General features: G+C 66.2%; 30 protein-coding genes. 10 read left to right on the top strand and 20 right to left on the bottom strand.

Going from position 1 to position 24616, the window contains the following annotated elements; genetic code table 11:
• Positions 1-40 precede the first annotated feature (40 nt).
• A complete protein-coding gene (locus ACFSCW_RS00860) occupies positions 41-700 on the top strand; it encodes an SDR family oxidoreductase (protein WP_380885932.1) in 660 nt (219 codons plus the stop codon).
• A complete protein-coding gene (locus ACFSCW_RS00855; protein ID WP_380889962.1) occupies positions 694-1638 on the top strand; it encodes an isoaspartyl peptidase/L-asparaginase family protein in 945 nt (314 codons plus the stop codon). Before ACFSCW_RS00860 ends, ACFSCW_RS00855 begins: the two co-directional genes overlap by 7 nt.
• A 98-nt stretch (positions 1639-1736) precedes the next feature.
• Here the strand turns inward: ACFSCW_RS00855 and pal are convergent, their stop codons facing one another.
• From pal to ruvA, 9 genes are read right to left on the bottom strand one after another with little or no spacing between them, the layout of a single operon-like run.
• Positions 1737-2246 carry a peptidoglycan-associated lipoprotein Pal gene (gene pal / locus ACFSCW_RS00850; RefSeq protein WP_380885930.1) on the bottom strand — a complete coding sequence of 170 codons (510 nt, stop codon included), beginning with the start codon at positions 2244-2246 and terminating at the stop codon, positions 1737-1739.
• Between the two features lie 19 nt (positions 2247-2265).
• Positions 2266-3612, bottom strand: a complete 1347-nt coding sequence (tolB, locus tag ACFSCW_RS00845; RefSeq protein ID WP_380885928.1) for a Tol-Pal system beta propeller repeat protein TolB — start codon at positions 3610-3612, stop codon at positions 2266-2268.
• Positions 3613-4368 (bottom strand): cell envelope biogenesis protein TolA, encoded by a 756-nt coding sequence (locus ACFSCW_RS00840; protein ID WP_380885927.1) that lies wholly within the window; start codon positions 4366-4368, stop codon positions 3613-3615.
• Between the two features lies 1 nt (position 4369).
• Positions 4370-4795 carry a protein TolR gene (gene tolR, locus ACFSCW_RS00835; protein WP_380885925.1) on the bottom strand — a complete coding sequence of 142 codons (426 nt, stop codon included), beginning with the start codon at positions 4793-4795 and terminating at the stop codon, positions 4370-4372.
• A complete protein-coding gene (gene tolQ, locus ACFSCW_RS00830) occupies positions 4795-5493 on the bottom strand; it encodes a protein TolQ (protein ID WP_380885923.1) in 699 nt (232 codons plus the stop codon). Before tolQ ends, tolR begins: the two co-directional genes overlap by 1 nt.
• Positions 5493-5939 (bottom strand): YbgC/FadM family acyl-CoA thioesterase, encoded by a 447-nt coding sequence (locus tag ACFSCW_RS00825; RefSeq protein ID WP_380885921.1) that lies wholly within the window; start codon positions 5937-5939, stop codon positions 5493-5495. The genes tolQ and ACFSCW_RS00825 overlap by 1 nt, the downstream gene beginning before the upstream one ends.
• Before the next feature lie 52 nt (positions 5940-5991).
• Positions 5992-7014 carry a Holliday junction branch migration DNA helicase RuvB gene (gene ruvB / locus ACFSCW_RS00820; protein ID WP_380885919.1) on the bottom strand — a complete coding sequence of 341 codons (1023 nt, stop codon included), beginning with the start codon at positions 7012-7014 and terminating at the stop codon, positions 5992-5994.
• Positions 7011-7706, bottom strand: coding sequence for a hypothetical protein (locus ACFSCW_RS00815; RefSeq protein ID WP_380885917.1), 696 nt, complete (start codon positions 7704-7706; stop codon positions 7011-7013). The genes ruvB and ACFSCW_RS00815 overlap by 4 nt, the downstream gene beginning before the upstream one ends.
• Positions 7703-8299 carry a Holliday junction branch migration protein RuvA gene (ruvA, locus tag ACFSCW_RS00810; RefSeq protein WP_380885915.1) on the bottom strand — a complete coding sequence of 199 codons (597 nt, stop codon included), beginning with the start codon at positions 8297-8299 and terminating at the stop codon, positions 7703-7705. The genes ACFSCW_RS00815 and ruvA overlap by 4 nt, the downstream gene beginning before the upstream one ends.
• A 20-nt stretch (positions 8300-8319) precedes the next feature.
• Between ruvA and ACFSCW_RS00805 the strand changes: the two genes are divergently transcribed.
• The gene (locus tag ACFSCW_RS00805) at positions 8320-9273 is read left to right on the top strand and encodes a radical SAM protein (protein ID WP_380885914.1); all 954 of its coding nucleotides are present in this window, start codon (positions 8320-8322) and stop codon (positions 9271-9273) included.
• Here ACFSCW_RS00805 and ruvC read toward each other — a convergent pair.
• From ruvC to ACFSCW_RS00775, 6 genes are all read right to left on the bottom strand, one after another.
• Positions 9243-9728, bottom strand: coding sequence for a crossover junction endodeoxyribonuclease RuvC (gene ruvC, locus ACFSCW_RS00800; protein ID WP_380885912.1), 486 nt, complete (start codon positions 9726-9728; stop codon positions 9243-9245). The two genes, ACFSCW_RS00805 and ruvC, sit on opposite strands and share 31 nt — an antisense overlap.
• Before the next feature lie 109 nt (positions 9729-9837).
• A complete protein-coding gene (locus tag ACFSCW_RS00795; RefSeq protein ID WP_380885910.1) occupies positions 9838-10572 on the bottom strand; it encodes a YebC/PmpR family DNA-binding transcriptional regulator in 735 nt (244 codons plus the stop codon).
• Between the two features lie 26 nt (positions 10573-10598).
• The gene (locus ACFSCW_RS00790) at positions 10599-11258 is read right to left on the bottom strand and encodes a glutathione S-transferase family protein (RefSeq protein WP_380885908.1); all 660 of its coding nucleotides are present in this window, start codon (positions 11256-11258) and stop codon (positions 10599-10601) included.
• Between the two features lie 11 nt (positions 11259-11269).
• Complete coding sequence (locus ACFSCW_RS00785) at positions 11270-11509, bottom strand: DUF2312 domain-containing protein (RefSeq protein ID WP_380885906.1); 240 nt, start codon at positions 11507-11509, stop codon at positions 11270-11272.
• A gap of 62 nt (positions 11510-11571) precedes the next feature.
• The gene (locus tag ACFSCW_RS00780) at positions 11572-12909 is read right to left on the bottom strand and encodes a metal-dependent hydrolase family protein (protein WP_380885904.1); all 1338 of its coding nucleotides are present in this window, start codon (positions 12907-12909) and stop codon (positions 11572-11574) included.
• Between the two features lie 121 nt (positions 12910-13030).
• Positions 13031-13330 (bottom strand): DUF1244 domain-containing protein, encoded by a 300-nt coding sequence (locus tag ACFSCW_RS00775; protein WP_380885902.1) that lies wholly within the window; start codon positions 13328-13330, stop codon positions 13031-13033.
• 71 nt (positions 13331-13401) lie between these two features.
• On the opposite strand from ACFSCW_RS00775, the gene pyk reads away from it, so the two are divergent.
• Positions 13402-14865 (top strand): pyruvate kinase, encoded by a 1464-nt coding sequence (gene pyk / locus ACFSCW_RS00770; RefSeq protein ID WP_380885900.1) that lies wholly within the window; start codon positions 13402-13404, stop codon positions 14863-14865.
• Here the strand turns inward: pyk and ACFSCW_RS00765 are convergent, their stop codons facing one another.
• Entirely contained in the window at positions 14866-15219 is a 354-nt protein-coding gene (locus ACFSCW_RS00765) for a hypothetical protein (protein WP_380885898.1), read from the bottom strand.
• Positions 15220-15313: 94 nt separating this feature from the next.
• Here ACFSCW_RS00765 and ACFSCW_RS00760 point away from each other — a divergent pair, with 94 nt between their 5' ends.
• Positions 15314-16312 carry an adenosine kinase gene (locus ACFSCW_RS00760; RefSeq protein WP_380885896.1) on the top strand — a complete coding sequence of 333 codons (999 nt, stop codon included), beginning with the start codon at positions 15314-15316 and terminating at the stop codon, positions 16310-16312.
• A gap of 60 nt (positions 16313-16372) precedes the next feature.
• Here the strand turns inward: ACFSCW_RS00760 and ACFSCW_RS00755 are convergent, their stop codons facing one another.
• Positions 16373-18001, bottom strand: a complete 1629-nt coding sequence (locus ACFSCW_RS00755; RefSeq protein ID WP_380885894.1) for an amino acid permease — start codon at positions 17999-18001, stop codon at positions 16373-16375.
• A 136-nt stretch (positions 18002-18137) separates the two neighbouring features.
• On the opposite strand from ACFSCW_RS00755, the gene ACFSCW_RS00750 reads away from it, so the two are divergent.
• The 4 genes from ACFSCW_RS00750 (at position 18138) to ACFSCW_RS00735 (ending at position 20780) form a co-directional block, all read left to right on the top strand.
• On the top strand, positions 18138-18464 hold the full coding sequence (locus ACFSCW_RS00750) for a glycosyltransferase family 2 protein (RefSeq protein ID WP_380885892.1): 327 nt from the start codon (positions 18138-18140) through the stop codon (positions 18462-18464).
• Between the two features lie 3 nt (positions 18465-18467).
• Positions 18468-19151 carry a glycosyltransferase family 2 protein gene (locus ACFSCW_RS00745; protein WP_380885890.1) on the top strand — a complete coding sequence of 228 codons (684 nt, stop codon included), beginning with the start codon at positions 18468-18470 and terminating at the stop codon, positions 19149-19151.
• Between the two features lie 97 nt (positions 19152-19248).
• Positions 19249-19854 carry a CatB-related O-acetyltransferase gene (locus tag ACFSCW_RS00740; protein ID WP_380885888.1) on the top strand — a complete coding sequence of 202 codons (606 nt, stop codon included), beginning with the start codon at positions 19249-19251 and terminating at the stop codon, positions 19852-19854.
• 2 nt (positions 19855-19856) lie between these two features.
• Positions 19857-20780, top strand: a complete 924-nt coding sequence (locus tag ACFSCW_RS00735) for a glycosyltransferase family 2 protein (RefSeq protein WP_380885886.1) — start codon at positions 19857-19859, stop codon at positions 20778-20780.
• Positions 20781-20814: 34 nt separating this feature from the next.
• Here ACFSCW_RS00735 and ACFSCW_RS00730 read toward each other — a convergent pair whose 3' ends face one another.
• Positions 20815-21690: a SurA N-terminal domain-containing protein gene (locus tag ACFSCW_RS00730; protein ID WP_380885884.1), complete on the bottom strand. Its 876-nt coding sequence runs from the start codon at positions 21688-21690 to the stop codon at positions 20815-20817.
• A gap of 129 nt (positions 21691-21819) precedes the next feature.
• Between ACFSCW_RS00730 and welK the strand changes: the two genes are divergently transcribed.
• Positions 21820-22833, top strand: coding sequence for a beta-1,4-glucuronosyltransferase WelK (gene welK / locus ACFSCW_RS00725; protein ID WP_380885882.1), 1014 nt, complete (start codon positions 21820-21822; stop codon positions 22831-22833).
• A 19-nt stretch (positions 22834-22852) separates the two neighbouring features.
• On the opposite strand, the gene ACFSCW_RS00720 is transcribed toward welK, so the two are convergent.
• Together ACFSCW_RS00720 and ACFSCW_RS00715 are read right to left on the bottom strand one after the other, a co-directional pair.
• Positions 22853-24229, bottom strand: coding sequence for an ATP-binding protein (locus tag ACFSCW_RS00720; protein ID WP_380885880.1), 1377 nt, complete (start codon positions 24227-24229; stop codon positions 22853-22855).
• 66 nt (positions 24230-24295) lie between these two features.
• The gene (locus tag ACFSCW_RS00715) at positions 24296-24562 is read right to left on the bottom strand and encodes an XrtV sorting system accessory protein (protein WP_380885878.1); all 267 of its coding nucleotides are present in this window, start codon (positions 24560-24562) and stop codon (positions 24296-24298) included.
• Positions 24563-24616 lie beyond the last annotated feature (54 nt).

Genomic DNA, 24616 nt, shown 5'->3' with positions numbered 1-24616 from the left:
GAATCGGAACCGCTAAGCGCCCGGCACGCTTGGAGGTGTTATGCCGACAGTTCTGATCACCGGCGCGAACCGCGGCATCGGCCTCGAGTTCGCGCGCCAATACACGGCCGACGGTTGGGACGTGATCGCGACCGCGCGTCGTCCCGATGACGCGGGGGAGTTGCAGCAACTTGGGCCCGATGTGTTGCCGCTCGACGCTGCCAATCCCGCGAGCATTGGCGCACTGGCGAAGCGGCTGGCCGGGCGCCCGATCGACGTGCTGATCGCCAATGCCGGCGTCTATCCGCAGGGGCTGGATGCTGACGAATGGTCGAAGGCGTTCGCAACCAATTGCATTGGTCCGACTCTCCTCGCCCGTGCGCTGCTGCCGAATGTCGCGGCAAGCGGGGAGCGCAAGATGGTCGCGACCAGCAGCCGTATGGGCAGCATCGCCGACAATGATTCGGGCGGCGCGATCGCCTATCGCTCGTCCAAGGCGGCGCTGAACGCCGCGTGGCACGGGCTGGCGATCGAGTTCCGCGGCGACGGTGTCACCATGGCCGTGCTTCATCCCGGCTGGGTGCAGACCGACATGGGCGGCGCCGACGCAAGCATCGCGCCCGAGACCAGCGTCAGCGGCCTGCGCCGCGTGATCGCGGGGCTGTCGCTGAGCGAGAGCGGCGGCTTCTTCGCGTATGATGGAGAGGAGCTGCCCTGGTGAGCGGTGCGGACTGGACGTTGGTCGTGCATGGCGGCGCCGGAATCATCGAGCAGGGGACGCTCGAGCCTGATCAGGAGAAGGACATCCGCGAGGCGCTCGGACGGGCTCTGGAGGCGGGGGCGGCGATCCTGCGCGCCGGCGGCACGGCTCTCGACGCGGTCGAGGCCGCAGTTCGCGTGCTGGAGGACGATCCGAACTTCAATGCCGGGCGCGGCTCCGTCTTCACCTATGAAGGCCGCATCGAGATGGACGCGGCGGTGATGGAAGGGCGGATGCGTGACGCTGGCGCGGTCACCGGCGTCACCGCGACGCGCAACCCCGTAAGCCTCGCCCGGCGCGTGATGGAGGAAAGCCCGCACGTACTGCTGAGCCGCGACGGCGCCGACCGCTTCGCGCGCGACCACGGCGTCGAGCAGGTAAGCGCCGACTGGTTCGAGATCGCCGAACGCCGGCGGCAGCTCGAGGAATTGAAGGCGCGCGGCGCCGACCATTTCGATGTGGACATGAAATACGGAACCGTGGGCGCAGTCGCCCGCGACCAGGCCGGCCATGTCGCCGCGGCGACCTCGACCGGCGGCATCACCGGCAAGCGTTGGGGGCGGATCGGCGATTCGCCGCTGATCGGCGCCGGCACCTATGCCGACGACCGCGCCGGAGCGGTTTCGGCGACCGGATCGGGCGAGTTCTTCATCCGCACCGCCGTCGCCCACGAGATCTGCGCGCGTGTACGGCTAGGCGGCGAGGATGTGATGGGCGCGGCGCGGTCTGCCATTGCCGACATGGGCGCGCTCGGCGGAACGGGCGGCGTGATCGTCGTCGGCCCGGACGGGACCGGCGGCTGGGCGTTCAACTCGAAAGGCATGTACCGGGGCAAGGTGTCGAGCACCCAGGCCCCGGTGGTGGAGTTATATGGTGAACCCCACACCGGTTCGGCCTGAGCCTGCCGAAGGCCTCCCTTCTTCTTTGACCGTTTCAGAAAAGAAGGGAGGGCTTCGACAAGCTCAGCCCAAACCGCGTTTTCGATTGATCGTGTCGCCTACTGCACCACGATCGTGACGGCGCGGCGGTTCTGTGCCCAGCTTGTTTCGTCGGAGCCGGTCGCTTCGGGCCGTTCCTTGCCGTAGCTGATCGTCGTCATCCGGCCCGGATCAATGCCGAGCGAGGCGAGATAGTTCTTCGCCGCATTGGCGCGCCGTTCGCCGAGTGCGAGATTGTATTCGCGCGTGCCGCGCTCGTCGCAATGCCCTTCGATGCTGACGCGCACCTGCGGATATTGCTTCAGATAGGCCGCCTGGCTTTGCAGGATCGACTGATCCTCGGGCCGGACATCCGACTTGTCGGTGTCGAAATGCACGCGGTCGGACGTGACGTTGGCGACGAAGTGCGCCTGGCTGCCCGGCGTCGGACCGGCCGGAGTTGCCGGCGGCGCTTCGGCGGTCGGCGCCTGCTGCGGCGCCGGCGGCAATTCCTTGGGCGGTTTTTTGGCGCAGCCCGCGAGCGCGATCATGGCCGCGGTGGCGGCGATCAGCGTAGGCCTAAGGTTCATTTTATCCTCCTTGTCGTTATCAGGGGAGCAACGGTCCCCAGGTCGGGTCCGATCCATCGACCGGCGTGGGAATCTTGCGGATGTTGCGGCCGGTCAGGTCGACCTGCCACACGGTCGACTTGCCGCCGCGGCCCGGCGATGTGCGGAAGAACTGGATGACGCGGCCGTTGGGCGACCAGGTCGGGCTCTCGTCCTGCCAGCCGTCGTTGGTCAGCAGCCGCTCGCCGCTGCCTGAAGGCGACATCACGCCGATGTTGAAGCTGCCGAGGCGGGTATAGGCGATCAGATCGCCGCGCGGGCTCCATTCGGGCGTGGCGTAGGAACCGCCGCCGAAGCTGATCCGCTGCTGGTTCGAGCCGTCGGCATTCATTACATAGAGCTGCTGCTTGCCCGAACGGTCGCTTTCGAAAACGATCCGGCTGCCGTCGGGCGAGAAGCTGCCGCCAACGTCGATGCCGGGCGAGTTGGTGAGGCGCTGCGGCGTGCCGCCGGTGACCGGCATTTTGTAGATATCGGTATTACCGCCCTGGCTCATCGAGAAGAGCAGCGTCCGTCCGTCCGGCGAGAAGCGCGGTGCGATCACCTGGTTCGGCGTGTCGAGCACCAGTTTCTGCCGCCCGGTACCGATATCGTAGACGAACACGTGCGGGCGGCGCTGCTGGTAGCTCACATAGACGATCGATTTGTAATCGGGCGAGAAGCGCGGCGTGAGGACCAGGTTCTGGCCATTGGTCAGGAAGCGGTGGTTCGCCCCGTCCGAATCCATGATCGCGAGCCGCTTGACCCGGTGATCCTTAGGGCCGGTCTCGGCGATATAGGCGATGCGACTGTCAAAGAACGGGCTTTCGCCCGATAGGCGCGCATAGATCATGTCCGCGCATTTGTGCGCCGCCCGCCGCCAGTCGCGCGGCGCGACGACGAAGCCGGTACGCTTCAGCTCGGATTTGAGGTTCACGTCATAGAGGTAGCAGCCGACGGTGAGTTGCCCGTCGCCACCGGCGCGCACGAAGCCGCTGACCAGTGCCTCGGCGCCCGTCTGCGGCCAGATGGCGAAGTTCGGCGTGTTCGCTTCGGCGAAAGTGATCGAGGGAATGCCCGACGGGCCGATCGGGCGGAACAGCCCGGAGCCGCGCAGGTCGGCGGCGATCACGTCGGCGATCTCGCGGCCGAGCGCGTCGGTGCCGCCCGCGACAGTCGTTCGCACCTGGTCGGTCGCCAGCACCGGCACCGCGATCTTCAGATCGTCGCCGGCCGACGCAGTCACGTCGACGCTGAGGCCGGACGGCTGCTCGGGCGCGGCCGCGGACGGCACCTGCGCGAACGCCGCCGCGGAGAGGAACAACAGGGGTAAGCCGATCACTTTCATCTATAGGCCCTCGTAGAGCTGCGGCCGGATCGTCTTCCACGCCGCGTAATAGTCTTTGGGAAAATTGTAGGGCGAGGCCCGCTTCACCGCAGTCAGCGCGCGCTCGACGAACAGGTCGGCCTGGGCGCGGTTGCTGGGCGTGACGCCGCTCGGGCCGATCACGCGCGGCTCGCCGACGATCGCGCCGTCCTGACCCAGATTGGCGACGATGGTGACGCGGAGCTTGTCGATGTCCGCACCGCTCGGCGGCTTCCAGAAGGGTTTCAACTGTCGCTTCAGCTCGGCGGCAAGCGAGGCCTGCTCGCGCGGTCCGATATTGGGCGCGGACGCTTCCGTGCTGCGGCTGACGCTGGCGGTCTCGGTGAGGCCCTTGAGGAAATTGGGACCGAGCCGCGCGCCGTGCGCTGTCTGCGGCTGGCGGACCGGCGGTTTATTAGGCTTGGGCGTCGGCGCTGGAATCGGGGCAGGCGCAGGCTCGGCCGGTTGAGGTGCAGGCTCGGGCTGGTTCTGCGCCTGCTCCTTCGGCGCTTCCTCGAGCTTGCCGAGCTGGGGCGCGACGCTGGTCGCGGGCGGCTGTGTGGACGCGCGGGGCGCTGTCGCTTCCAGCCCGACGTCCTTGGCGAAGGTGACTTCGACCGGGTGGCGCTCGATCATCGAGGGGTTGGGCGTCGCGAGAAAGCCGACCGACAGCAGCCCGAACAGGACGATATGCCCCGCGGTTGCCGTGCCGAGTCCGATTTTCTCCGCCCGATCCATATCAGCGCGTCTCCTGCCCAACGCTCACCAGCGCGACCTTGTTCAGGCCGGCCCGGTTGAGCTCGCCGAGCACCTGCATCACCGCGCCGTAATCGAGCGCGCGGTCGGCGCGGAGATAGACTTGCGGCGGGTTTTCGGCCGCGAGACTGTCGAAACGCTTGGAGAGCGCGTCAGGCGCGATTTCCTCTTCGCCGATGAAGATCTGGCCGCTGCGCTCGACCGAAATGGTGACCGGCTTCGTCTCCTGCTTCAGCGCCCCGGCCTTGGACTTCGGCAGATTCACCGGCACGCCCGCCGTCAGCAGCGGCGCCGTCACCATGAAGATGATCAGCAGCACCAGCATGACGTCGACCAAAGGCGTCACGTTGATCTCAGCCATCGGCGCGCGCGCCCGGCTGCGGCTGGCGGAAGGGAGTTTTACGGCCATCAGCCCGCCTCCGCGTCCAGCTCGCGCGACAGGGTCGCGTGGAATTTGTCGGCGAAGCGGAGGAGCCGCGCCTCGAGCCGGTTCAGGCCGTGGCTGAAGCGATTGTAGGCGATCACTGCCGGAATCGCAGCGAACAGCCCGATCGCAGTCGCGAACAGCGCCTCGGCAATGCCGGGAGCAACCACGGCGAGCGACGAATTCTGCTCCGCCGCGATCGAGGTGAAGCTGCGCATGATGCCCCAGACTGTGCCGAACAGCCCGACAAACGGCGCGACGCTGCCGATCGTCGCCAGCACGTTCAGCCGCCCGGAAAGCGCGTCGATCTCCGCCGCGCTGGCGCTCGCCATCAGGGTCGCGAGGCGCGAGCGCACGCCTTCAGCATCGACCTTTTTAGCGCCAGTCGAGCGGCGCCATTCCTTGATGCCGGCATCCAGCACGCGCGCGATCGGCACATTCTCGTCGCCGCGGCGCTGGTGGAAGCGATCGATGTCCTGCGCGGTCCAGAAATCGCGCTCGAAGGCGTCGGCCTGGGCAACGGTGCGCTTCAGCCGAAAGCCGAAGCCGCAGATGATCGTCCAGGTCCAGATGCTGGCAAGCAGCAGGCCGAGCATCACTGCCTTCACCACCCAATCGGCCTGGAGGAAAAGGCCGATGGGCGAGAGCGTCGCCGCGCTGGTATTCACGAAAAGCTGATCCACTATTCCTCCAAAAGCCCCTCGAAAATGGCGAGCCATGCGCGCGGTTGCCGCCGCGGCTTGCCGCCGCCCGGTGCGACGAACGCGGCCAGCACCGTAGCGTCGGTCAGAACTTCCCGCCCTAACATGACTCGCTGATGAATGGTGACGCTTGCCGCCGCGATCCGTTGCACGGTGCTGACGACGAGCAACTCGTCGTCGAGGCGCGCCGGGCGGCGGTAGCGGATCGACAGATCGGCGACGACGTAGACGCCCTCTGCCGCCTCGTGCGCCGCGCGCTGGTCGACGCCGGCGACCGCAAGCATGTCGGAGCGGGCGCGCTCCATGAAACGCAGGTAGTTGGCGTGATAGACCACGCCCGACAGGTCGGTGTCCTCGAAGAACACGCGGACCGGAAAGCGATGCTCTCGGCCGACGAAGCGGCCCCGCTGAGGGGTGTCGAGCGGCATTGGGGCGGCCTTAACGGATGCGGACTCGGCGTCCAACCCCGTTTCGCCTCGCCTAGTCGAACAGTCCGTCCTGCCCGTTCGACGGCGGGTCGAGCCCAAGATGCTTCCACCCCAAGCCGTTCAGGCAGCGGCCCCGCGCGGTGCGGGCGATCAGGCCAAGCTGGATCAGATAGGGCTCGATCACTTCCTCGATCGTGTCGCGCGGCTCGCTGAGCCCGGCGGCCAGTGTCTCGACCCCGACCGGACCGCCTTTGTAGATGTCCGCGATCATGCGGAGGTAACGGCGGTCCATCGCGTCGAGGCCGAGATGATCGACCTCCAACCGGTTGAGCGCCTTATCTGCGACATCGGCGTGCACCGTCTCCTCGCCCGCGACGTTCGCGAAATCGCGCACACGACGCAGCAGCCGCCCGGCGATGCGCGGGGTGCCGCGCGAACGCTTGGCGATCTCGTGCGCGCCGTCATCGGCGATCTCGAGGTGGAGCAGCCCCGCCGCGCGGCGGACGACATGCTGCAGCTCGTCGACCGTGTAGAATTGCAGCCGGATCGGAATGCCGAATCGGTCGCGCAAAGGCGTGGTGAGCAGCCCCTGCCGCGTCGTCGCGCCGACCAGGGTGAAGCGCGGCAAGTCGATCCGCACCGACCGCGCCGACGGCCCCTCGCCGATCATCAGATCGAGCGCACGGTCCTCCATCGCCGGATACAGCACTTCCTCGACCGCGGGCGCGAGGCGGTGAATCTCGTCAATGAACAGGACGTCGCCGTCCTCCAGATTGGTGAGCAAAGCCGCGAGATCGCCCGACTTGGCGATCACCGGCCCGGAGGTGGCGCGAAACCCCACGCCCATTTCCCGCGCCACGATCTGCGCGAGCGTCGTCTTGCCCAGCCCCGGCGGCCCGAACAGCAGCACATGGTCCAGCGCATCGCCCCGCGCCTTGGCGGCGGCGATGAACACCCGCAGATTCCCCCGCGCCGCCTTCTGCCCGACGAATTCGTCGAGCGACTTGGGACGCAGCGCGGCGTCGATATCCTCCGGCTTACGCGCCGAGGCGAGAAGGCGATCGGTGTCGGTCACAATTTCCGGTCCACCGCGAACTCTACCCTATCGCCAATCACAAACTCGCCGTCGGCATCGCCAAAGGCGCAGTGAACCAATCCATCGTTCTCATCCTTCAGAACAACCAGCAATACGGACAATATCTCTGGTAGCAGCACCATGTGGGTGTTCAGCGTTTCCACGAGCCGGTTTCGCCAGCCCATCAGTTCGGTCAGATCGTAGGCTTGGGCTCGCCCCGAGAGAAGCTTCTTGAGAGTGCCCACGTGCAGGCGATCGCTGCATTGTCCGTAGATATATTTGAGTTCCGCTATCGTCAGTCCGTTGGATTTGGGTTCAACATGGTGCCGGCCTTCGCCTTGGGCATCCATCATAACTAAGACGGGGACGGGAAACGCGTACCGATTCAGCTTCATCAGCTCGTCGAATAGGTCCCCGGCATGATACGATGACCGGTATTTCTTGGATGTTGCACCTTCATAGCCGTCGTGCGCGACCAAGATAGCCAAGGCGAGATACTCACAAACCTTTCTGACCTGCAGATAGCAAAATTCGGCGTTTTTCCAGTTGTCTGGATGATCCTTGTTATCCCTAGCTTCTTTTCCGGATTCCAGAGTGGCATCCAACCTGAAGACTATCTGAGTCATGAGGGCGTTATAGAGTTCGCCGATCCGCTCCCTCGCGCTTGATTGCGGCTCATTGGATTGGTTCACCGCGCTGCCTTCTTCAACGCCAGCCGGACCAGCGCATCGAGGCTCGCTCCATCGCCCAGTTCATCATTCGCCGCGGCCACGGCCGCGCTCGCTTCGGCGGGGCGGAAGCCGAGGTTGGTGAGGGCGGAGACGGCGTCGGTTGCGGCGCCGCCGGCCGGGATCGCGGCGGGTGCGCCGGGGCCCAGCGCGATGCCGCCGACCTTGTCCTTCAGCTCGCGGACGATGCGCTCGGCGAGCTTGGGACCGACGCCTTGCGCGCGGGCGACCATTGCCTTGTCGCCGCTCGCGACCGCGCGCTGCAGTTCGTCCGCCGACAGCGCCGACAGGATCGCGAGCGCGACGCGGCCGCCGACGCCCTGCACGCCCGTCAGCAGGCGGAACCAGTCGCGCTCCGCCGCCGATCCGAAGCCGAACAGGGTCATCGAATCCTCGCGGACCTGCATCTCGGTGAACAGCATCACGCTGCCGCCGATCGGGCCGATCGCGGAGAGCGTGCGGCTGGAGGCCTGGACCAGATAGCCGACGCCGCCGACGTCGATCACCGCATGATCCGCTCCCGCTTCCGCCAATGCCCCGCTCAACCGCGCAATCATGCGCGCGACCGTAGGGGAGAATGGGCTATAGGCAAGGCGTGACCGTCACTTTCGCCCAGATCGAGCCGACCACGCGGTGCAACTTCACCTGCGGATTTTGCGCCGGCCGGGCGATGGCGCAGCGCGACCTCGACTGGAACGTCTTTCGCGCCTTTCTGGCCGCGCATCCGGCGCTGCGCCACGTCGAGCTGCAAGGCGAGGGGGAGCCCCTGCTGCACCCGCGCTTCTTCGACATGCTCGCCGCATGCCGAGGGCGCGGCATCCGCGTTTCCCTCATCACCAACGGCAGTCTGCTGAGCGCCGAGCGCGTCGAGCGGCTGCTCGATTTCGGCATCCATTCGATCCACGTGTCGATGGAAAGCGCGGACCCCACGCGCTTCGCCGAGATCCGCAGGGGCAAGTTCGACAAGGTACGCGAGGGCCTCGCGCGGCTGGTGCAGCGCAGGCGGGAACGCGGGCTGGTGGAACCCGCAGTCGGGCTTGCAGTCACCGTGCTCCGCAGCACGCAGGATGCCTTGCAAGGCATTGTCGATCTGTATCGAAAACTCAGTCTCGACGGCGGCATCGTCGCGCAGCGGCTCCAGCCGATGCCGGTCTATAGCCGCCACTATGATGCCGCGATGCAGGCGGAGCTGATGGACGACGCGGACGTCCGCCGCTTCCTCGGCAATCGTCAGGCGTTGGCGCAACTGGCCCCGGTACCGCGCCCCGACGCTTTCTTCTACCACGCGCTGTTCGACGGCTTCGACCCCCGCCGCGACAACTGCCCCTGGCTGGTCAAGGGCAGCTATCTGAGCGCAGACGGCCGCACTACGGCCTGCTGCTTCATGAAGGATGAAGCGGGCGACGCGCCGTCGCTGCTACGCACGCTGGAGGAAGGTGAGGTACCGACCGCTTGCGCCGGCTGCGGCACCGCGGCGGCGATCGCCAATGCGCGGCGCGATCAGGCGATGCGGCGCGCCGTACTCAAATGATGTGCGTGGCAGATCGCGACGGCCAAGGCGTCCGCCGCGTCCGGTCCCGCGATCTGCACGCCGGGCAGCAGTCGCGACACCATGGCGTGGACCTGCGCTTTCTCCGCGCCGCCCGTGCCGACCACGGCTTTCTTGACGAGCGTCGGCGCATATTCGCCGACGATCAGCCCGGCCTTCGCCGCGCCGAGCAGCACCACGCCCCGCGCCTGCCCCAGCTTCAGCGTCGATTGCGGGTTCTTGTTGACGAACACTTCCTCGACCGCCGCAGCCTGAGGCGCGTGTTCCGCCAGAAGTGACGCCAAGGCGGCATCCAGCGCGACCAGCCGCGCGCCGAGATCCAGCTTCGCGTCGGTCGAAATCCGCCCGTTCGCAACATGCGCCAGGCGGTTGCCCTCCGCCCGGACCACGCCCCAGCCGGTCGTGCCGAGCCCGGGATCGAGGCCGAGGATGATCACATTCCCCTCCCGCTTGCGGGAGGGGTTAGGGGTGGGACTGGGCCTTCAAAGATCGCAGAGGGCAGGACCGTCCCACCCCCGACCCCTCCCGCAAGCGGGAGGGGAGGAATCAAGCGATCTTCTCCATCACCTCGTCGGGCACATCGTAATTGCCCCAGACGGTCTGGACGTCGTCGTCGTCGTCCAGCGTGTCGATCATCCGGAGGAGGAGCTTCGCATCGTCCTCGGCGACCGCGACCTGCATGTGCGGGCGCCAGGCGAGCTTCGCGCCTTCCGCCTCGCCCAGCGTCGCTTCGAGAGCACGCGCGACACTGTGGAGCGCGTCGATCGCGGTCCAGATGCGGTGCTCGTCCTCGTCCGATTCCACGTCCTCGGCGCCGGCTTCCAGCGCCGCCTCGAACACCTTTTCCGGGTCTCCCGCGCTCGCCGGATAGGTGATCAGCCCCAGCCGGTCGAAGCCGTGCGAGACCGTCGCCATGTTGCCGCCATTCTTGGTGACGGCAGTGCGGACGTTGGTCGCGGTGCGGTTGCGGTTGTCGGTCAGGGCTTCCACGATCAGCGAGGTGCCGCCGGGGCCGAACGCCTCGTAGCGGACTTCCTCGTAATTCTCGGCATCGCCCCGGCTCGCCTTGTCGATCGAGCGCTGGATATTGTCCTTGGGCATCGACGCCGCCTTGGCCGCGTTGACGGCGGCGCGCAGGCGCGGGTTCATGTCCGGATCGGGCGTGCCCATCTTCGCGGCCACGGTGATTTCGCGGCTGAGCTTGGAGAAGGCGGCGGAGCGCTTCTTATCCTGCGCACCCTTGCGGTGCATGATGTTCTTGAATTTGGAATGGCCGGCCATCGCCGTTTACGTCCTTTGGTTGAGGGTCACTGCGCCTGTTGGCGGCGTGCCATGATGGCGGCGAAGGCTTCTTTCATCTCGCGATGCGAGCGGCCGCCGATATCGGTGGCGAACGCGCGGTCGCGATAGGCGGCGAGACCGGGTTGCTCTGCGATCAGTGCCAGCGTGCCCGCCATCGGGTCGATGATCTCCATCAGCGTGAACAGCGGCACAAGGAGGCAGTCGGCGACGCTCGGCTGATCGCCGGCCGCCCAGACATGACTCGCATCCCGGGCCTTCTCGATCGCGGCGAGGCCGACGCCGACCGTGGTAATCGCTTCTTCGACCAGCACCGGCTCGTCGCGCATGCGGAAGACCTTGCACACCATGAGCGGGCGCAGCCCGGCAAGCTCATGGCTGGCGAGCGTCTCGATCAGCCGGGCATGCGCCCGCTCCTTGGGCGTGCCCGAGAGCAGCGAAGGCCCGTCGAGCACGTCCTCCAGATAGGCAACGATCGCGGCCGATTCCGGGAGCGTCCAGCCATCGTCATTGAGGACCGGAATGCGCGCCATCGGGCTGATCGCCAGGAATTCGTCGGACTGCATACCGCCCGGCGGCGGCTCGACCGGCAGCTCATGCCCCTTGATCCGCGCGGCCATCAGCACGCGCTGAACGAAAGGCGATGCGGTCGAGCCGTAAACCTTCATGTCTTCCCCCGTCAGTCGAGCCCCAGCGCGGCTTTGTAGGTGTCGAGCAACGCTTCCGCTTCCTGCCGGGCGTTCTTTTCCATCCGGCGCAGGCGGACGATCGCACGCATCGTCTTGGCGTCATAGCCATTGGCCTTGGCCTCGGCATAGACGTCCTTCACGTCGTCGGCGATGCCCTTCTTTTCTTCTTCCAGCCGCTCGATGCGCTCGATGAAAAGGCGCAGTTGCTCGGCGGCGACATTGTCACTCATGAATCATTTCCCCGGCTCAGATGAAGGCGCGCGTCTAGGACAGACGCGCGCGCCCCTCAATGCTATTCGGCCGGGAAAGGCAGGCGCTTGTCGCCAATCTTGTGGACGACGCCCTGGTGCATGACGAAACCGACATGCTCCAGCCGGCGCACATCCTCGAGCGGACTGGCGGAAACGGCGATGATGTCGGCGTCCTTGCCGGGCGCGATGCTGCCGAGCCGGTCGGCGCGGCCGAGCAAGGTCGCCGCATCGACGGTCGCGGCGCGGATCGCCGCTGCCGGAGTCATTCCTACCTGAGTCATCAGCGCGAATTCCTGCGCGTTGATGCCGTGCGGTCCCACACCCGAATCGGTGCCGAAGGCGATCTTCACCCCGCCCTTGACGGCGCGCTTATGGCTTTCGCTGACCACCAGCGCCACCTGCTCCGCCTTTTCGACAGAGGCGCGGGGGCGCTCGCCGGCCCGCCCTTGGCGGATCACATTCTCGAAGGCTAGGCGCGTGGGGACCAGATAAGCGCCGGTCTTCCTGAACAGAGCCACCGTCTCGTCGTCGATGTACGAGCCATGCTCGATCGAATCGACGCCGGCGCGGAGCGCGGTGTCGATGCCTGACTTGCCATGCGCATGCGCGGTCGCCTTGCGGCCGAAGGCGTGCGCGGTGTCGACGATCGCCTTCATCTCGTCATAGGTCATCTGCGCTTCGAGGCCGCCGGCGATGTTCGATCCGACGCCGCCCGAGGCCGCGAATTTGATGACTTCGGCGCCCATGAAGATCTGGTCGCGGGTCGCGCGGCGGCAATCGTCGGCGCCGTTGCAGATCGCCGTCGTGTCGGCGCGTTCGGCATGCGCGAAATCCTCGCGCAGACCGTTCGCATCGCCATGGCCGGCCGTGACCGAGATCATCTCGCCCGCGTTGACGATGGTCGGCCCCTCGACGTCGCCGCGCGCGATCGCATCGCGGAGCGCCCGGATGCCGCGCGGGTCGCCGCCCAGATCGCGCACCGTGGTGAAGCCGGCGTCCAGCGTCTTGCGGGCATTCAGCTCGGCGTCGACGAACTGGTCCGCCTTGTCCTTGTTCGCAAAGGTCAGCCGCGCCTGCAGCGGATAGCCGCTCGAATAGAAATGGACGTGCATGTCGATCAGGCCGGGCAGCACGAATTGATTGCGAAGGTCGACAAGCGAGGCACCGGCTTCGGGAGCGACGAAGCCGTCGCGCAGCTCCGCGATCTTGTTGCCGCGCACGATGATCGTGGTCGCTCCGCGCGGCGCTTCTCCAGGAACCGCGAGCAGCGCACCGGCCTGGATGTAGGTGACCTTCAGTGCGGGCTGGGCCGGCGCCTGTGCGAAGGCTGCGCTGCCCAGGAAGCTAGCGGCGAGTGCGGCAACAGCAAATAATCTCAAGACTTTATCCCCCTTCTCCGTTCGGGCTGAGCCTGTCGAAGCCCTCCCTTTCTCGTTCCGTAAAGCCCGTAAGAAGAAGGGAGGCCTTCGACAAGCTCAGGCCGAACGGAGTTGAGGGAAGCTACAATCCCAACGCCCGGTTCCGCGCCACGCTTTCGTCCATGCGCGCGAGCTGTTCCGGCGTGGCGGAGCCCTGGTGCTTCGCCTTCCATTCGGCATAGGGCATGCCATAGACCGCCTCGCGGCCCTGTTCCTTGCTCAGCGCCCCCTCGCTCGCCTCGGCCAGCCAGTCGCCGAGGCAATTGCGGCAGAAGCCCGCCAGCCCCATCAGGTCCGCGTTCTGCGCATCGGTGCGCGCCTGCAGGTGCCGGACCAGCCGGCGAAAGGCGGCCGCCGCCGCGGCATCGCTATATTCGACCATCACATCGTCCCCGCGGGTTGATCGCCGGGCGATAGCGGGTAGGACGCCGCTGTCCAACCGGAAGAGAGGCTATGGCGCAGTTCGTCGAACCCAGGTCCCGCAAGGTCCGCATCCTGGCGACGCTGGGGCCCGCCAGCCGCAGCCCCGAAATGGTCGAAAGGCTGTTCCGGGCCGGCGCCGACGCCTTCCGCGTCAATATGAGCCACGGCGCACAGGCCGATCACGCCAAGACGATCGAGACGATCCGCGCGCTGGAAAAAAGCCTCGGCCGTCCGACGACGATCCTCGTCGATCTCCAGGGCCCCAAGCTCCGCGTCGGCACTTTCGCCGACGGCATGGCAATGCTGAAGACGGGGCAGGATTTCGTGCTCGATCGCGACCCCACGCCGGGCGACGCCAAGCGCGTTTGTCTGCCGCACCGCGAGCTGTTCGTCGCGCTGGAGGACGGGTCGCGGCTGCTGCTCGACGACGGCAAGCTGGTGCTGCGGGTGCTGAAGGCCGGACATGACCGGATCGAGACCAAGGTCGAGGTCGGCGGCGTGCTTTCGAACAACAAGGGGCTGAACGTCCCTGACGTGGTCGTGCCGCTCGCGGCCTTGACCGAGAAGGATCGGTCCGATCTCGCTTTCGCGCTGGATCATGACATCGACTGGGTCGCGCTGAGTTTCGTGCAGCGGCCGGAGGACGTGGCCGAGGCGCGGCGGCTGATCCAGGGGCGCGCCGCGCTCCTCGCCAAGATCGAGAAGCCGGCGGCGCTGGAGCGGCTGGAATCGATTCTCGAGATCGCGGATGCCGTCATGGTCGCGCGCGGCGATCTGGGCGTCGAGCTGCCGCCGCAGGACGTGCCGCCGATGCAGAAACGGATCGTCGAATGCGCGCGGCGGATGGGACGGCCGGTGGTGGTCGCGACCCAGATGCTCGAATCGATGATCAAGTCGCCGACGCCCACGCGCGCCGAAGTTTCCGACGTGGCGACCGCAATCTATGACGGCGCCGATGCGGTGATGCTGTCGGCCGAGAGCGCGGCGGGCGACTGGCCCGAGGAATCGGTCGCGATGATGAACTCGATCGCCAATGCGGTCGAACGCGATCCCGGCTATGCCGCCCGCGTCCATTTCACCGAAACCCGCCCCGATCCCACGACTGCCGACGCGCTGGCCGAAGCCGCGGGCGCGATCGCAAAGACGGTGTCGGCCGCCGCGATCATCTGTTTCACTTCGTCCGGCTCGACGGCCCGGCGGGTCGCCCGCGAGCGTCCGTCCGTGCCGTTGCTGGTGCTGACCCCGAAGCTGGAGACCGCGAGACGGCTGGGCCTGCTTTGGGGCGTCCACGCCGTGCGCACGAAGGATGTCGCCTCGTTTGAGGAAATGATCGCCAAGTCGAAACGCATGGCGCTCCGCCACAACATCGCCAAGGCAGGCGACCGCGTGATCATTATGGCCGGCGTGCCGTTCGGAACGCCCGGTTCCACCAACGTGCTCCACGTCGCCCGCATCGTCGGCGACGAGCTGAAGCGGCACACGAGCGCAGACTGACTAGCGCTTCTTGTTGGCGATCAATGCGGCGACGCAGCTCGCGCGGTCGATGTCGCGGCCGTCGGGCTGGCGCGCATCGAGATAGGTCACGACCGGTTCGCGTCCGTTCTTCGAATAAAGATAGGCGTCGAGCACGCAGATCGGCCCGACGAACTGCAGTTTCCGCGCCTGATCCTCGCGCACGTCCAGCTCCGGCTCGCCGAACAACGCGACAAGGTCATGCGCGTCATGTCCGAGCACGCGCTCCAGACCCGAGGTTGATATGATCGGCGGCGCAACCGGCACGGCGGGGGGCGGGGCAGTCGCGCAGCCAGCGCCCAACAGAGTCGATCCGATCACAAGAGCCTTGCGCATTTATCCGATCCACCACGCCCGGCGATCCCGCGCAAGAGTTTGACCCACCAGCAATCCAGACTATGGGCGCGCGGTTCCCTACTCGGAGATTTGCGTGACCGTTGCTACCTATGACGTCGTCGCGATCGGCAATGCCATTGTCGATATCCTTTCGCAGTCGACCGACGAATTCATCGCTGCCGAAGGCATGACCAAGGGGTCGATGCAGTTGATCTTCGATTCGGCCGAGGCCGACGCGCTCTATTCGCGCATGGGACCGGGCCAGGAAGTGTCGGGCGGATCGGCGGCGAACACCATCGCCGGCCTCGCCGCCCTGGGGCAGCCCTGCGCCTTCATCGGCCAGATCGCCGACGACCAGCTCGGCCAGGTCTTCGCGCACGACATCAAGTCGCTCGGCGTGCATTTCGGAACCGCGCCGGCGAGCGGCGGCGAGCCGACCGGGCGCTGCCTCGTCCTCATCACGCCCGACGGCCAGCGCACGATGAACACTTTTCTCGGCGCCGCGCAGAACTTGCCGGAAAGTGCGCTCGATCCCGAAACGATCAAGGCGGGCGGCATTCTGTATCTTGAAGGTTATCTGTGGAACGCGGAGCAGTCGCGCGATGCGATGAAGCGCTCGATCGAGATGGCGCGGGCGGCCGGGCGCAAAGTGGCGCTGACGCTCTCGGACATTTTCGTCGTCGAAGGGCATCGCGACGCATTCTTCGCGCTGATCGACGCGGGCGAGATCGATATTCTCTTCGCCAACGACAACGAAGTCCGCGCGATGATGCAGACCGAGGATGTCGAGGCAGCGGTGAAGGCGCTGGCGGCACGCGTGCCGACCCTGGTCTGCACTCACGGTCCCAATGGCGCCGAAGCGCATTCGGGTGACGAGCATGCGCGGGTGCCCGCCGAACCGGTTGCGCGGGTGGTCGATACCACCGGCGCCGGCGACTTGTTCGCGGCCGGCTTCCTCGCCGGTCAAGCGCAGGGCCGCGATCTGGAGACCAGCCTGCGGATGGGCGCGATCTGCGCGGCCGAGTGCATTTCCCATGTCGGCCCGCGCCCGCAGGCCGACATCAAGGCGCTGGTCGAAAAGCGGCTGGCCTGATCATCCGCCCACCTGAAATACGAAGCGGCCCCGGAGTTTCGCTCCGGGGCCGCTTTTTTGTCAGGCTTGGCGGATGCCGGGTGTCGGCGCGCCCGGCATGGGCGGGACCGGCACCGGCGGAGCGTCGCTATCCATCTCGGGCACATCGATGATGCCGCGGCCGACATGGCTGCGGCTGCGGCTATAGCCGAAATAGATCAGCAGCCCGACCAGGCCCCAGCCCGGCAGGACCAGGATCGCGGTCAGCGGCAGCGAGAAATAGAGACCGAGGCAGCCGAGGATCGACAGCGGCGCGATGATGTACACGCCGGGTGTCCGGAATGGGCGCGGCCGGTTCGGGTCGGTACGGCGCAGCACCATCACCGACACGGCAACCATCAGGAACGCGAACAGCGTGCCCGAGTTCGAATAGTCCGCAAGCTTGCCGACGGGCAGAAACGCGGCGGCGATGGCCGCGCCGATGCCCGTCACGACCGTCACGACGTGCGGTGTGCGGAACTTCGGATGCACCGCCGATAGCCGCTCCGGCAGCAGCCCGTCGCGCGCCATGGTGAAGAACACGCGGGTCTGGCCGAACATCATCATCAGCACGACCGACGGCAGCGCCAGCACTGCGGCGAGGCCGACCAGGCGGCCGATCACCGGCCAGTTGATGACCTGCAGGACGTGAACCAGCGCTTCCTTCGAGCAGACGAGCGGCTCGATCGTGCCGCTCGCAACGATCGCGGCGCAGCGGCCGGCGATCTCTGCCGAGCCTGGCGCCAGCACCGTGCCGTCCGCGCCGGTCACCGGTTGCGCGCCGATCGCGCCGATCGCACCCGAGGCGACGAGCAGGTAGAAGAGCGTGCAGATGAAGAGCGAGCCGATCAGGCCGATCGGCACGTTGCGTTGCGGGTTCTTGGTCTCTTCCGCCGCGGTCGAGACCGCGTCGAAACCGACATAGGCGAAGAAGATCGATGCGGCCGCGCCGAACACGCCGGCTCCGCCGGTGGGCGTGAACGGCGTGAAATTCTCGGCGTTCATCACCGGGATCGTCAGCGCGATGAACGCGGTCAGCGCCGCGATCTTGATCAGCACGAGAACCGCATTGACGCGCGCGCTCTCGGTGGTGCCGATCACCAGCAACCAGGTGACGACGCCGACGATCAGAACGGCCGGGATATTGATCCAGCCGCCAACCTGCAGGGCGGTGGTGAGATCGGGGCTTGGCGCCGCGCCGAATGCGAGGAGAACCTTGGCGTTGAGCGCATCGGCGTTGCCGAGCGCGGATGGGAAATGCAGCCCAAGGCCGTTCAGCAATCCCACCGCGTGGTTCGACCAGCCGACAGCGACGGCGCTCGCGCCGACCGCATATTCGAGGATCAGCGCCCAGCCGACCATCCAGGCGAGCAGCTCGCCGACGACGGTGTAGGTATAGGTGTAGGCGGAGCCGGAGACCGGCACCATCGACGCCAGTTCGGAGTAGCAGAGCGCCGCCACCGCGCAGACGAAGCCCGCGACCACGAAGCTCAGCAACATGCCGGGACCGGCCTTTTGCGCCGCTTCCGAGGTCAGAACGAAGATACCGGTGCCGATCACCGCGCCGATGCCGAGCATGGTCAACTGGAACGCGCCCAGCGTGCGGTGCAGACCTTTCTTTTCGGCGGTGGCGAGAACGGCGTCGAGTGGCTTGGTGCGCCCGAATAACATGCCTTACGATCCCCTATCTACGCGGCTGAAACACGCGCATTTGTGGCGGCGAAACCTAGAGGCTATTCAACAACGCGCAACATTTATCAGCGTTGAACCAGGGATATGGTTCCAAACCAGCAAAAGCGGGGAATCGGTGAGCGTAAAACTTGGCGTGGTCATTGTTGCCTTCAACTCGGCCGACGTGATCCTGGAATGCCTGGACAGCCTGTTCCGCGCACACGCGGCGGCCTCGCTGCGCGTGGTCGTGGTCGACAACCAGTCGACAGACGAGACGCGCGAAGCGATCGTCGCTTGGGCTAGCAAGGCGTCCGTCGAGGCGAGCACATCGCGGGTCGGCGGCCACCGCACCGGCGAGCTCGCGCCGCTGACTTTGCTGCTGTCGGACGTGAATGGCGGCTATGCCTATGGCGTGAATGCCGGCATCCGCTTCCTGCAGGCGCATGACGACGTGATCGGCTAATGGGTGCTGAACCCCGACAGCGTGGTGCCGGAAGCCACTCCCGGCCGCTTCCTCGAACGCCTGGAAAGCGGCCCGCCCGCGATGCTTAGCAGCCGCTGCCGTTATTTCGAGACGCCGGAGCTGATCCAGACCGATGGCGGACGCGTCAGCCGCTGGACCGGAACCTGCCATTCGATGCATGCCGCCGCACCCGCCGCGACGACGCCGCTGCCCGACCCCGCGACGCTCGACTATGTGACCGGCGCCAACATCGTCGTGCCGCGCGCGTTCGTCGACCGGATCGGCCTGATGCCCGAGGATTATTTCCTCTATTACGAGGAAGTCGACTGGGCTTTCCGCCGCCGCGGCATCCCGATCGAGCTGGTGCCTGACGCCGACATCTATCATCGCGGCGGCACCGCGATCGGCTCGGGCACGCATTCGCGCCTGCCCGGCGCATTTTCCTTTTATTTCAACCAGCGCAACCGCGTGCGCTTCGTCCGGCGGCACTTTCCCGCCCGATTGCCCGTGGCGGCGGCATGGGGAGTCGCGAAGGCCGCGCAGGTGCTGCTGAAGGGCGGCGTGGAGCCTGCCTATGCGGTGCTTGCCGGCTCGCTCGGCTTGCCACCCCCACGTGCGGTCGTCGAAAGAATCTCGGATCCGGCGGCGCGCGCCCTGGCGTTCGGCCGTCGCGGCCAATTGCGATGATTTTACTTTTGCTTGCCACGGTTTATCGAGCGGATCGATCGAGGCGGGGCGCCGGTGGCCTGTTCGTCCGTAAAGGCCTGCGGCAAAAGGATATACAGTGCAGGGTTTGATCAGAACGTTTCGGGCAAAGCTGGCCAATTTGCGGGGCATCGAGCCCCCGCTGAACTACACAGCATTCATTTTCCCCGAATACCAAATCGGTCGCGGCACCTACGGCAAGCCCCGTATTTTCAGCTATCCGCACGATGCAACGCTGAAGATCGGCGCCTTCTGCTCGATCGCTGCGGACGTCGGCATTTTTCTGGGCGGCAACCATCACCCGGAATGGGTCACCACTTTTCCGTTCGGTGCGATGTGGCGCGAGCATTATCATCCCGAACAACCGAACAGCCGCGGCGATGTCGTGATCGGCAATGACGTGTGGATCGGCCGCGCAGCAATCATCATGTCGGGCGTGACTGTCGGCGACGGCGCGGTGATCGGCGCGGGCGCCGTCGTCGCCCGCGACGTGCCGCCCTATACGATTGTCGTCGGCAACCCGGCGCGCGCGCTGCGCCAGCGCTTTTCGCCGGAGATTGTGGAGCGGCTGCTGCAGATTCGCTGGTGGGACTGGCCGGACGATCGGCTGCGCCGCGCGGCCGGCCTGATGCAGAGCCCGGATATCCAGGGATTCATCGACGCGGTCGATTCCGGAAAAATCTAGTGTTGCTGACGATCGCCATTCCGACCTTCCGGCGCGCCGAGATGCTCGCCGAGTGTCTGGACACGGTGCTCCCTCAACTCCGCGAAGGAGTCGAGGTTCTGGTTGTCGACAATGACCCCGACGGAAGCGCCCGGTCGTTGTGCGATAGCCGGTCCGATGCGGACTTGCGTTACGTGCATGAACCCAGCCCCGGCGTCGTCCAGGCGCGCAACCGGGCAGTGGCGGACTCCCGCGGGCGCTATCTGGCGTTCATCGACGACGACGAACTCGCGCAGCCGGCCTGGGTCGATGCCCTGCTGCGTCACGCGGAGCGCGGGATTGCAGCGAGTTTCGGGATGGTCCTGCCGCGTTATCTGGCGCCGGTCGAGCCCGGTCTCCGCGACTTTCTGGACGATCTCTATACGCGCGACCTGACGCGGCCCCCGGATGCCGACATCTCGGACAAATGGATTCACGTCGGCACCGGCAATTCGCTGTTCGACAAGGCCGCCTGCTTCACTGGCTCCGCCCCCTTCACGACGGATCTGAACGGCACTGGCGGCGAGGACGTCTGGCTCGTGCGCTCGCTTGTCGAGCGGGGCATTCCCATTCACTGGAACCCGGCGGCGATCGTGGAGGAACAGATTCCGCCCGATCGCTCGACCCTGGCTTATGTCCGAAGCCGCAAATACCGGCAGGGCCAGCAGCGGATCATCATGATGCGCGGCGGCGGCGGCTTCGGGGGCTGGACGAAGGCTGCCTTATGGATGGGCGTAGGCGCTACGCAGGTCGGCCTGCACGGCGCACGGGCGGCAGCTCTCCGACTTGCGGGGCGGCCGCAATGGCAAGCGGAAACGGTGCGCGCGAGCGGCGGACTCGGCAAGCTTTTGTGGTGGAAGCTCTGGGATCACACCCCATACGCCGGCGCGGCGCAGAGCGGAAACTGAGCCGCCGTTTCTCGGGAAACGGCGGCTCGGATTCTTACTTCGCGGCGACCGGCGCTGCTGCCGGCTTGGGCGGCCCGAAGCCGGCCTGATATTTCACTTCGCCTTCGGCCTTCTTCACCTTCGGCTCCAGATCGCGCTTGATCAGTTCCTGGAACTTGCGCTGCTGGATCAGGCCGGTGGCGAATTGCTCCGCCTGCGGGCCGGTGAGCGGCTGGACCTGGGTGTCGGTGATGTGGTTCGCCACCATCACGCGGCCGGCCGGGATCAGGAAGATCTCGTCCTTCGGCATCTTCAGGACCTGCTGAACGAGGTCCGGATTGGCCGTGGCGACATCCAGCTTCGACGGCGCGCGCCGGAACTGCAGGCCGTCCTGCTTCAGCATCGCCTCGACTTCGTCCATCGTCTTCAGCGGCTGATATTTGCGCAGGATTTGCGGGTCGCGCGGCATTTCGAACTGGATCTGGTCGACCGTGAAGATCTTGCGCTCGGCAAACAGGTCCGGGTTCTGAGCGATGAAAGTGCTGACGTCGGCCGCGCTCGGCTGCTTCACCGCGGCGCTCATCTGACGCTGCAGCATCTGGACAAGGATCTGCTCCTCGGCCCGGCGCTCCTGGAGCAGATACATCGGCGTCTTGTCGAGCCCGCGCTCGCGCGCGATGTCGGCGAGAATACGGCGGTTGACGACCTGCTGCAGCGCGCCCTGCTCAAGCTGCTTGCGCTGCTCGGGACTCAGATTCGCCGGCACTTGCTGGCCCTGCAGTTCGGCATTGAGTTCGTGGACGGTAATGTCCTTGCCGTCGACGGTTGCGACGACCTGGCCTTTTTCGAGGTCGCCTTCGCCCTTCTTGCCGCAGCCTGCCACGAGCAACGCCGTTCCGACCATCAAGGCCGTCGTAACGATTTTCCGCATAGATCACTCCCCACACCATGCCGGCCCGGCACGGTTCAATTTTGCGCGTTTGCTCTTAGCAGGCAATTGAGCGCGCGGAACCCAAAACAACGTTAAGACCAGCTGCTAACCATATCGAGGAAGTAACGCGTGACCCGTAAGGCCCTGAAACTCTGTCTGGCTGCATCCGGCGGCGGCCATGTCCGCCAGCTTCTGGACCTCGAACCGGCATGGCGGGATCAGGATTATTTCTTCGTCACCGAAGATACGGCGCTCGGCCGCAGCCTGGCCGAAAAGCATCCGGTACGTTTCGTCGACCATTTCGCGCTGGGCCAGGCGCGTCTCGGCCGCAGCATCGATATGCTGAAAGGGACGGCACGCAACTTCGCCCAGTCGCTGGCGCTGGTGCGGCAGGAACGACCCGATGTTGTGATCACCACCGGCGCCGGGGCGATGTACTGGACGGCGCTGTCGGCGCGGGCGACGGGCGCGAAGGTCGTGCTGATCGATTCGTTCGCACGGTTCGATGCGCCTTCAAAGTTCGCCACCGGCCTGAAGCCGTTCGCTACCGAAACGATCGTCCAGTCGAAGGCGCTGAAGGATCGGTGGCCCGATGTCACGCTTTTCGACCCCTTTCGGCTGCTCGAAGGAACGCCGCCACCCAAGGAGCCGCTGCTGTTCGCGACGGTCGGCGCGACCCTGGGGTTCCCGAGGCTGGTCGAAGCCGTGCTGAAGCTGAAGGCGAGCGGCGCGCTGCCCGAACGCGTGATCCTGCAAGTGGGCGACGTGGACTTGCCGTCCGATATTCCCGACGGAGTCGAGGTGCATCGCTCCATCGGTTTCGATCAGGTGCAGGACATCTTGCAGCGCGCGGCATTCGTCGTGTGCCACGGGGGCACCGGGTCGCTGATCACTGCGCTGCGCGCCGGATGCCGCACGATCGTCATGCCGCGGCTGTTTTCGCTCGGCGAGCATTACGATGACCATCAGGAAGAGATCAGCACCGCTTTCGCAGCCCGGGGCTTGGTCGAAGTGGTGCTTGACGGAGAGCCATTGGGCGCGGCCATCGAACGCGCCCGATCGAAGCCGCCGGTCATGGCGACGACCGAGCCGGCCGCGTTGATCGACCACCTCAAAAAGCGACTGGCCGAGTGGGCGCGGTAGTTCGCGCCCGGAAAGACCCTCAGGCGCCTACGGCCGTGCGCCGGCTACGCACATCATTCTCGTCGCGCGCGATTCGCATCCAGAGATAGGTCGGCAACGGCTCTTCGCGGAAACGATAGCGCGTCGCGTCTCCATCGGTCGCGCGCTCGATCACGCCGGCGATGGTGAGCTCGTTGAGCTCCTTCGCCATCCGTTCGGCGGACGCATGATCGTCCAGCGCCACCGCGTCTTCGGGCGCGAACCAGCCGTCCGGCGTGCTCGCAGCGCGCGCGGCCGCGCCGATCAGCTTGCGCCGCCCGCTATCGAGGAAAGGCTCGACCGCGGCAAGGAGGCGCGGATCGAGGCGGCTGGCGGATTCATCGACGACCTTGTCGAGCGCGCCCCAGACGTCTTCCAGCCGAATGTCGAGACGTTCGGCATCCAGCGCGATCATCGACGCATGGTGGCTGACGAGGCGCACCAGATAGGGCGAGCCGTTCGACAGGCCTTCGATCGCCTGCACCGCATCCTCTTCGAAAGTAACGCCGGCGCTCTTTTCGCCGATGCGGATGAGCGCCCGCACTTCCTCGCTCGACAGGCGCGGCATCGGCAGGCCGATGATGTTGCGGCGGATCGAGGGGATGTAGCCGATCAGTTGCTGAAGGTTCGACGCCACGCCGGCGAGCACGAGCTGCACGCGCGCGGCCCGGTCCGACAGGTTCTTGATCAGCTCGGCAACACTCTGGCGGAACTGGTCGCTTTCGGCGCGGTCATATTCGTCGAGGATCAGGATCACGCGCGTGCCGGTCACCTGCGCGAGCAATTCGCCCAACTGGCGCGCATCGAAATTCTCCGGCAACCGATCGGCAAGCGAGCCCTGGTTTTCGCCAAGCGCCGTCGGGTCGATGTCGCGCAGATAAAGCTGCGGAACGTCCCGCAACACCGCACGGAAAATGTCCTCGAAGCTCGAAAAGGCGCCGCACGAGGCGTACACCACGACATAGCGCGATTCGCGGGCGATGTCGGCGAGGATGTGGACCAGCGAGGTCTTGCCGATGCCGCGCTCGCCATAGATGACGACGTGGCTGCGCTGTTCTTCCAGGATTTCGATGAGCCGCGCGAGCACGCCCAGCCGGCCGGCGAACTTGCTGCGCTCGGTGACGGGCTGCGCAGGGGTGAAGACGTCGCGCAGCGTCATCCGGGCGCGAGCGAGCCGCGACGTCTCGCCGCGTGCGGCGCCGCGGTCCACTGCGGACGTGCGGAAACCGGGGAGTCCGGATGCGGCGGGCGCGGATGTCTCCTCCGCCTGACGCGCCGCATCAAGCGCGGCCTGCCGGGCCCGGCGCCGCTCCAGAAGCTCGGCACGGTCGGGCCGTCCTTGCTCCGCGGCAGTACGGTCCTTGCGAAACCAGCTCAAAATCCTGTTCCAAAACGCCACGATCACCTCACCTGACCTTATACGAACGGCAGATCCGCTCCGCCCTTAACTGCGCCGCTGAAACGGCTTGATGACAAAGTAGGTGTAAGCAAGCACCGCTGCGATCCCCAACGCAGCAAGCGCCTGATAGGCCACGCTGCCGTTTTCCACGCCTTGATTGCCAAACCAGTTGGAGACCGCACAGCCAATCGCCGGCGGAAGGTAACTGAGAATCGAGTCCTGCGGTTCCGTGTCCCCGACCGAGCGCTGCAGAAAAACAACGATCAGTCCTGCGAAGATCGCAACCGTCACCCAGTCATAGATGGTCTGCATGCCACTTTCTCATATGAACAAGCCGCTGCGCTAACATCGAATGGCCCACAAAAC

It is taken from the genome of Sphingomonas tabacisoli (assembly GCF_042678385.1).
Taxonomy (GTDB): domain Bacteria; phylum Pseudomonadota; class Alphaproteobacteria; order Sphingomonadales; family Sphingomonadaceae; genus Sphingomonas_B; species Sphingomonas_B tabacisoli.
Note: the sequence above shows the minus strand (reverse complement) of the source record. Positions and strands in the feature narration are given on the sequence as shown.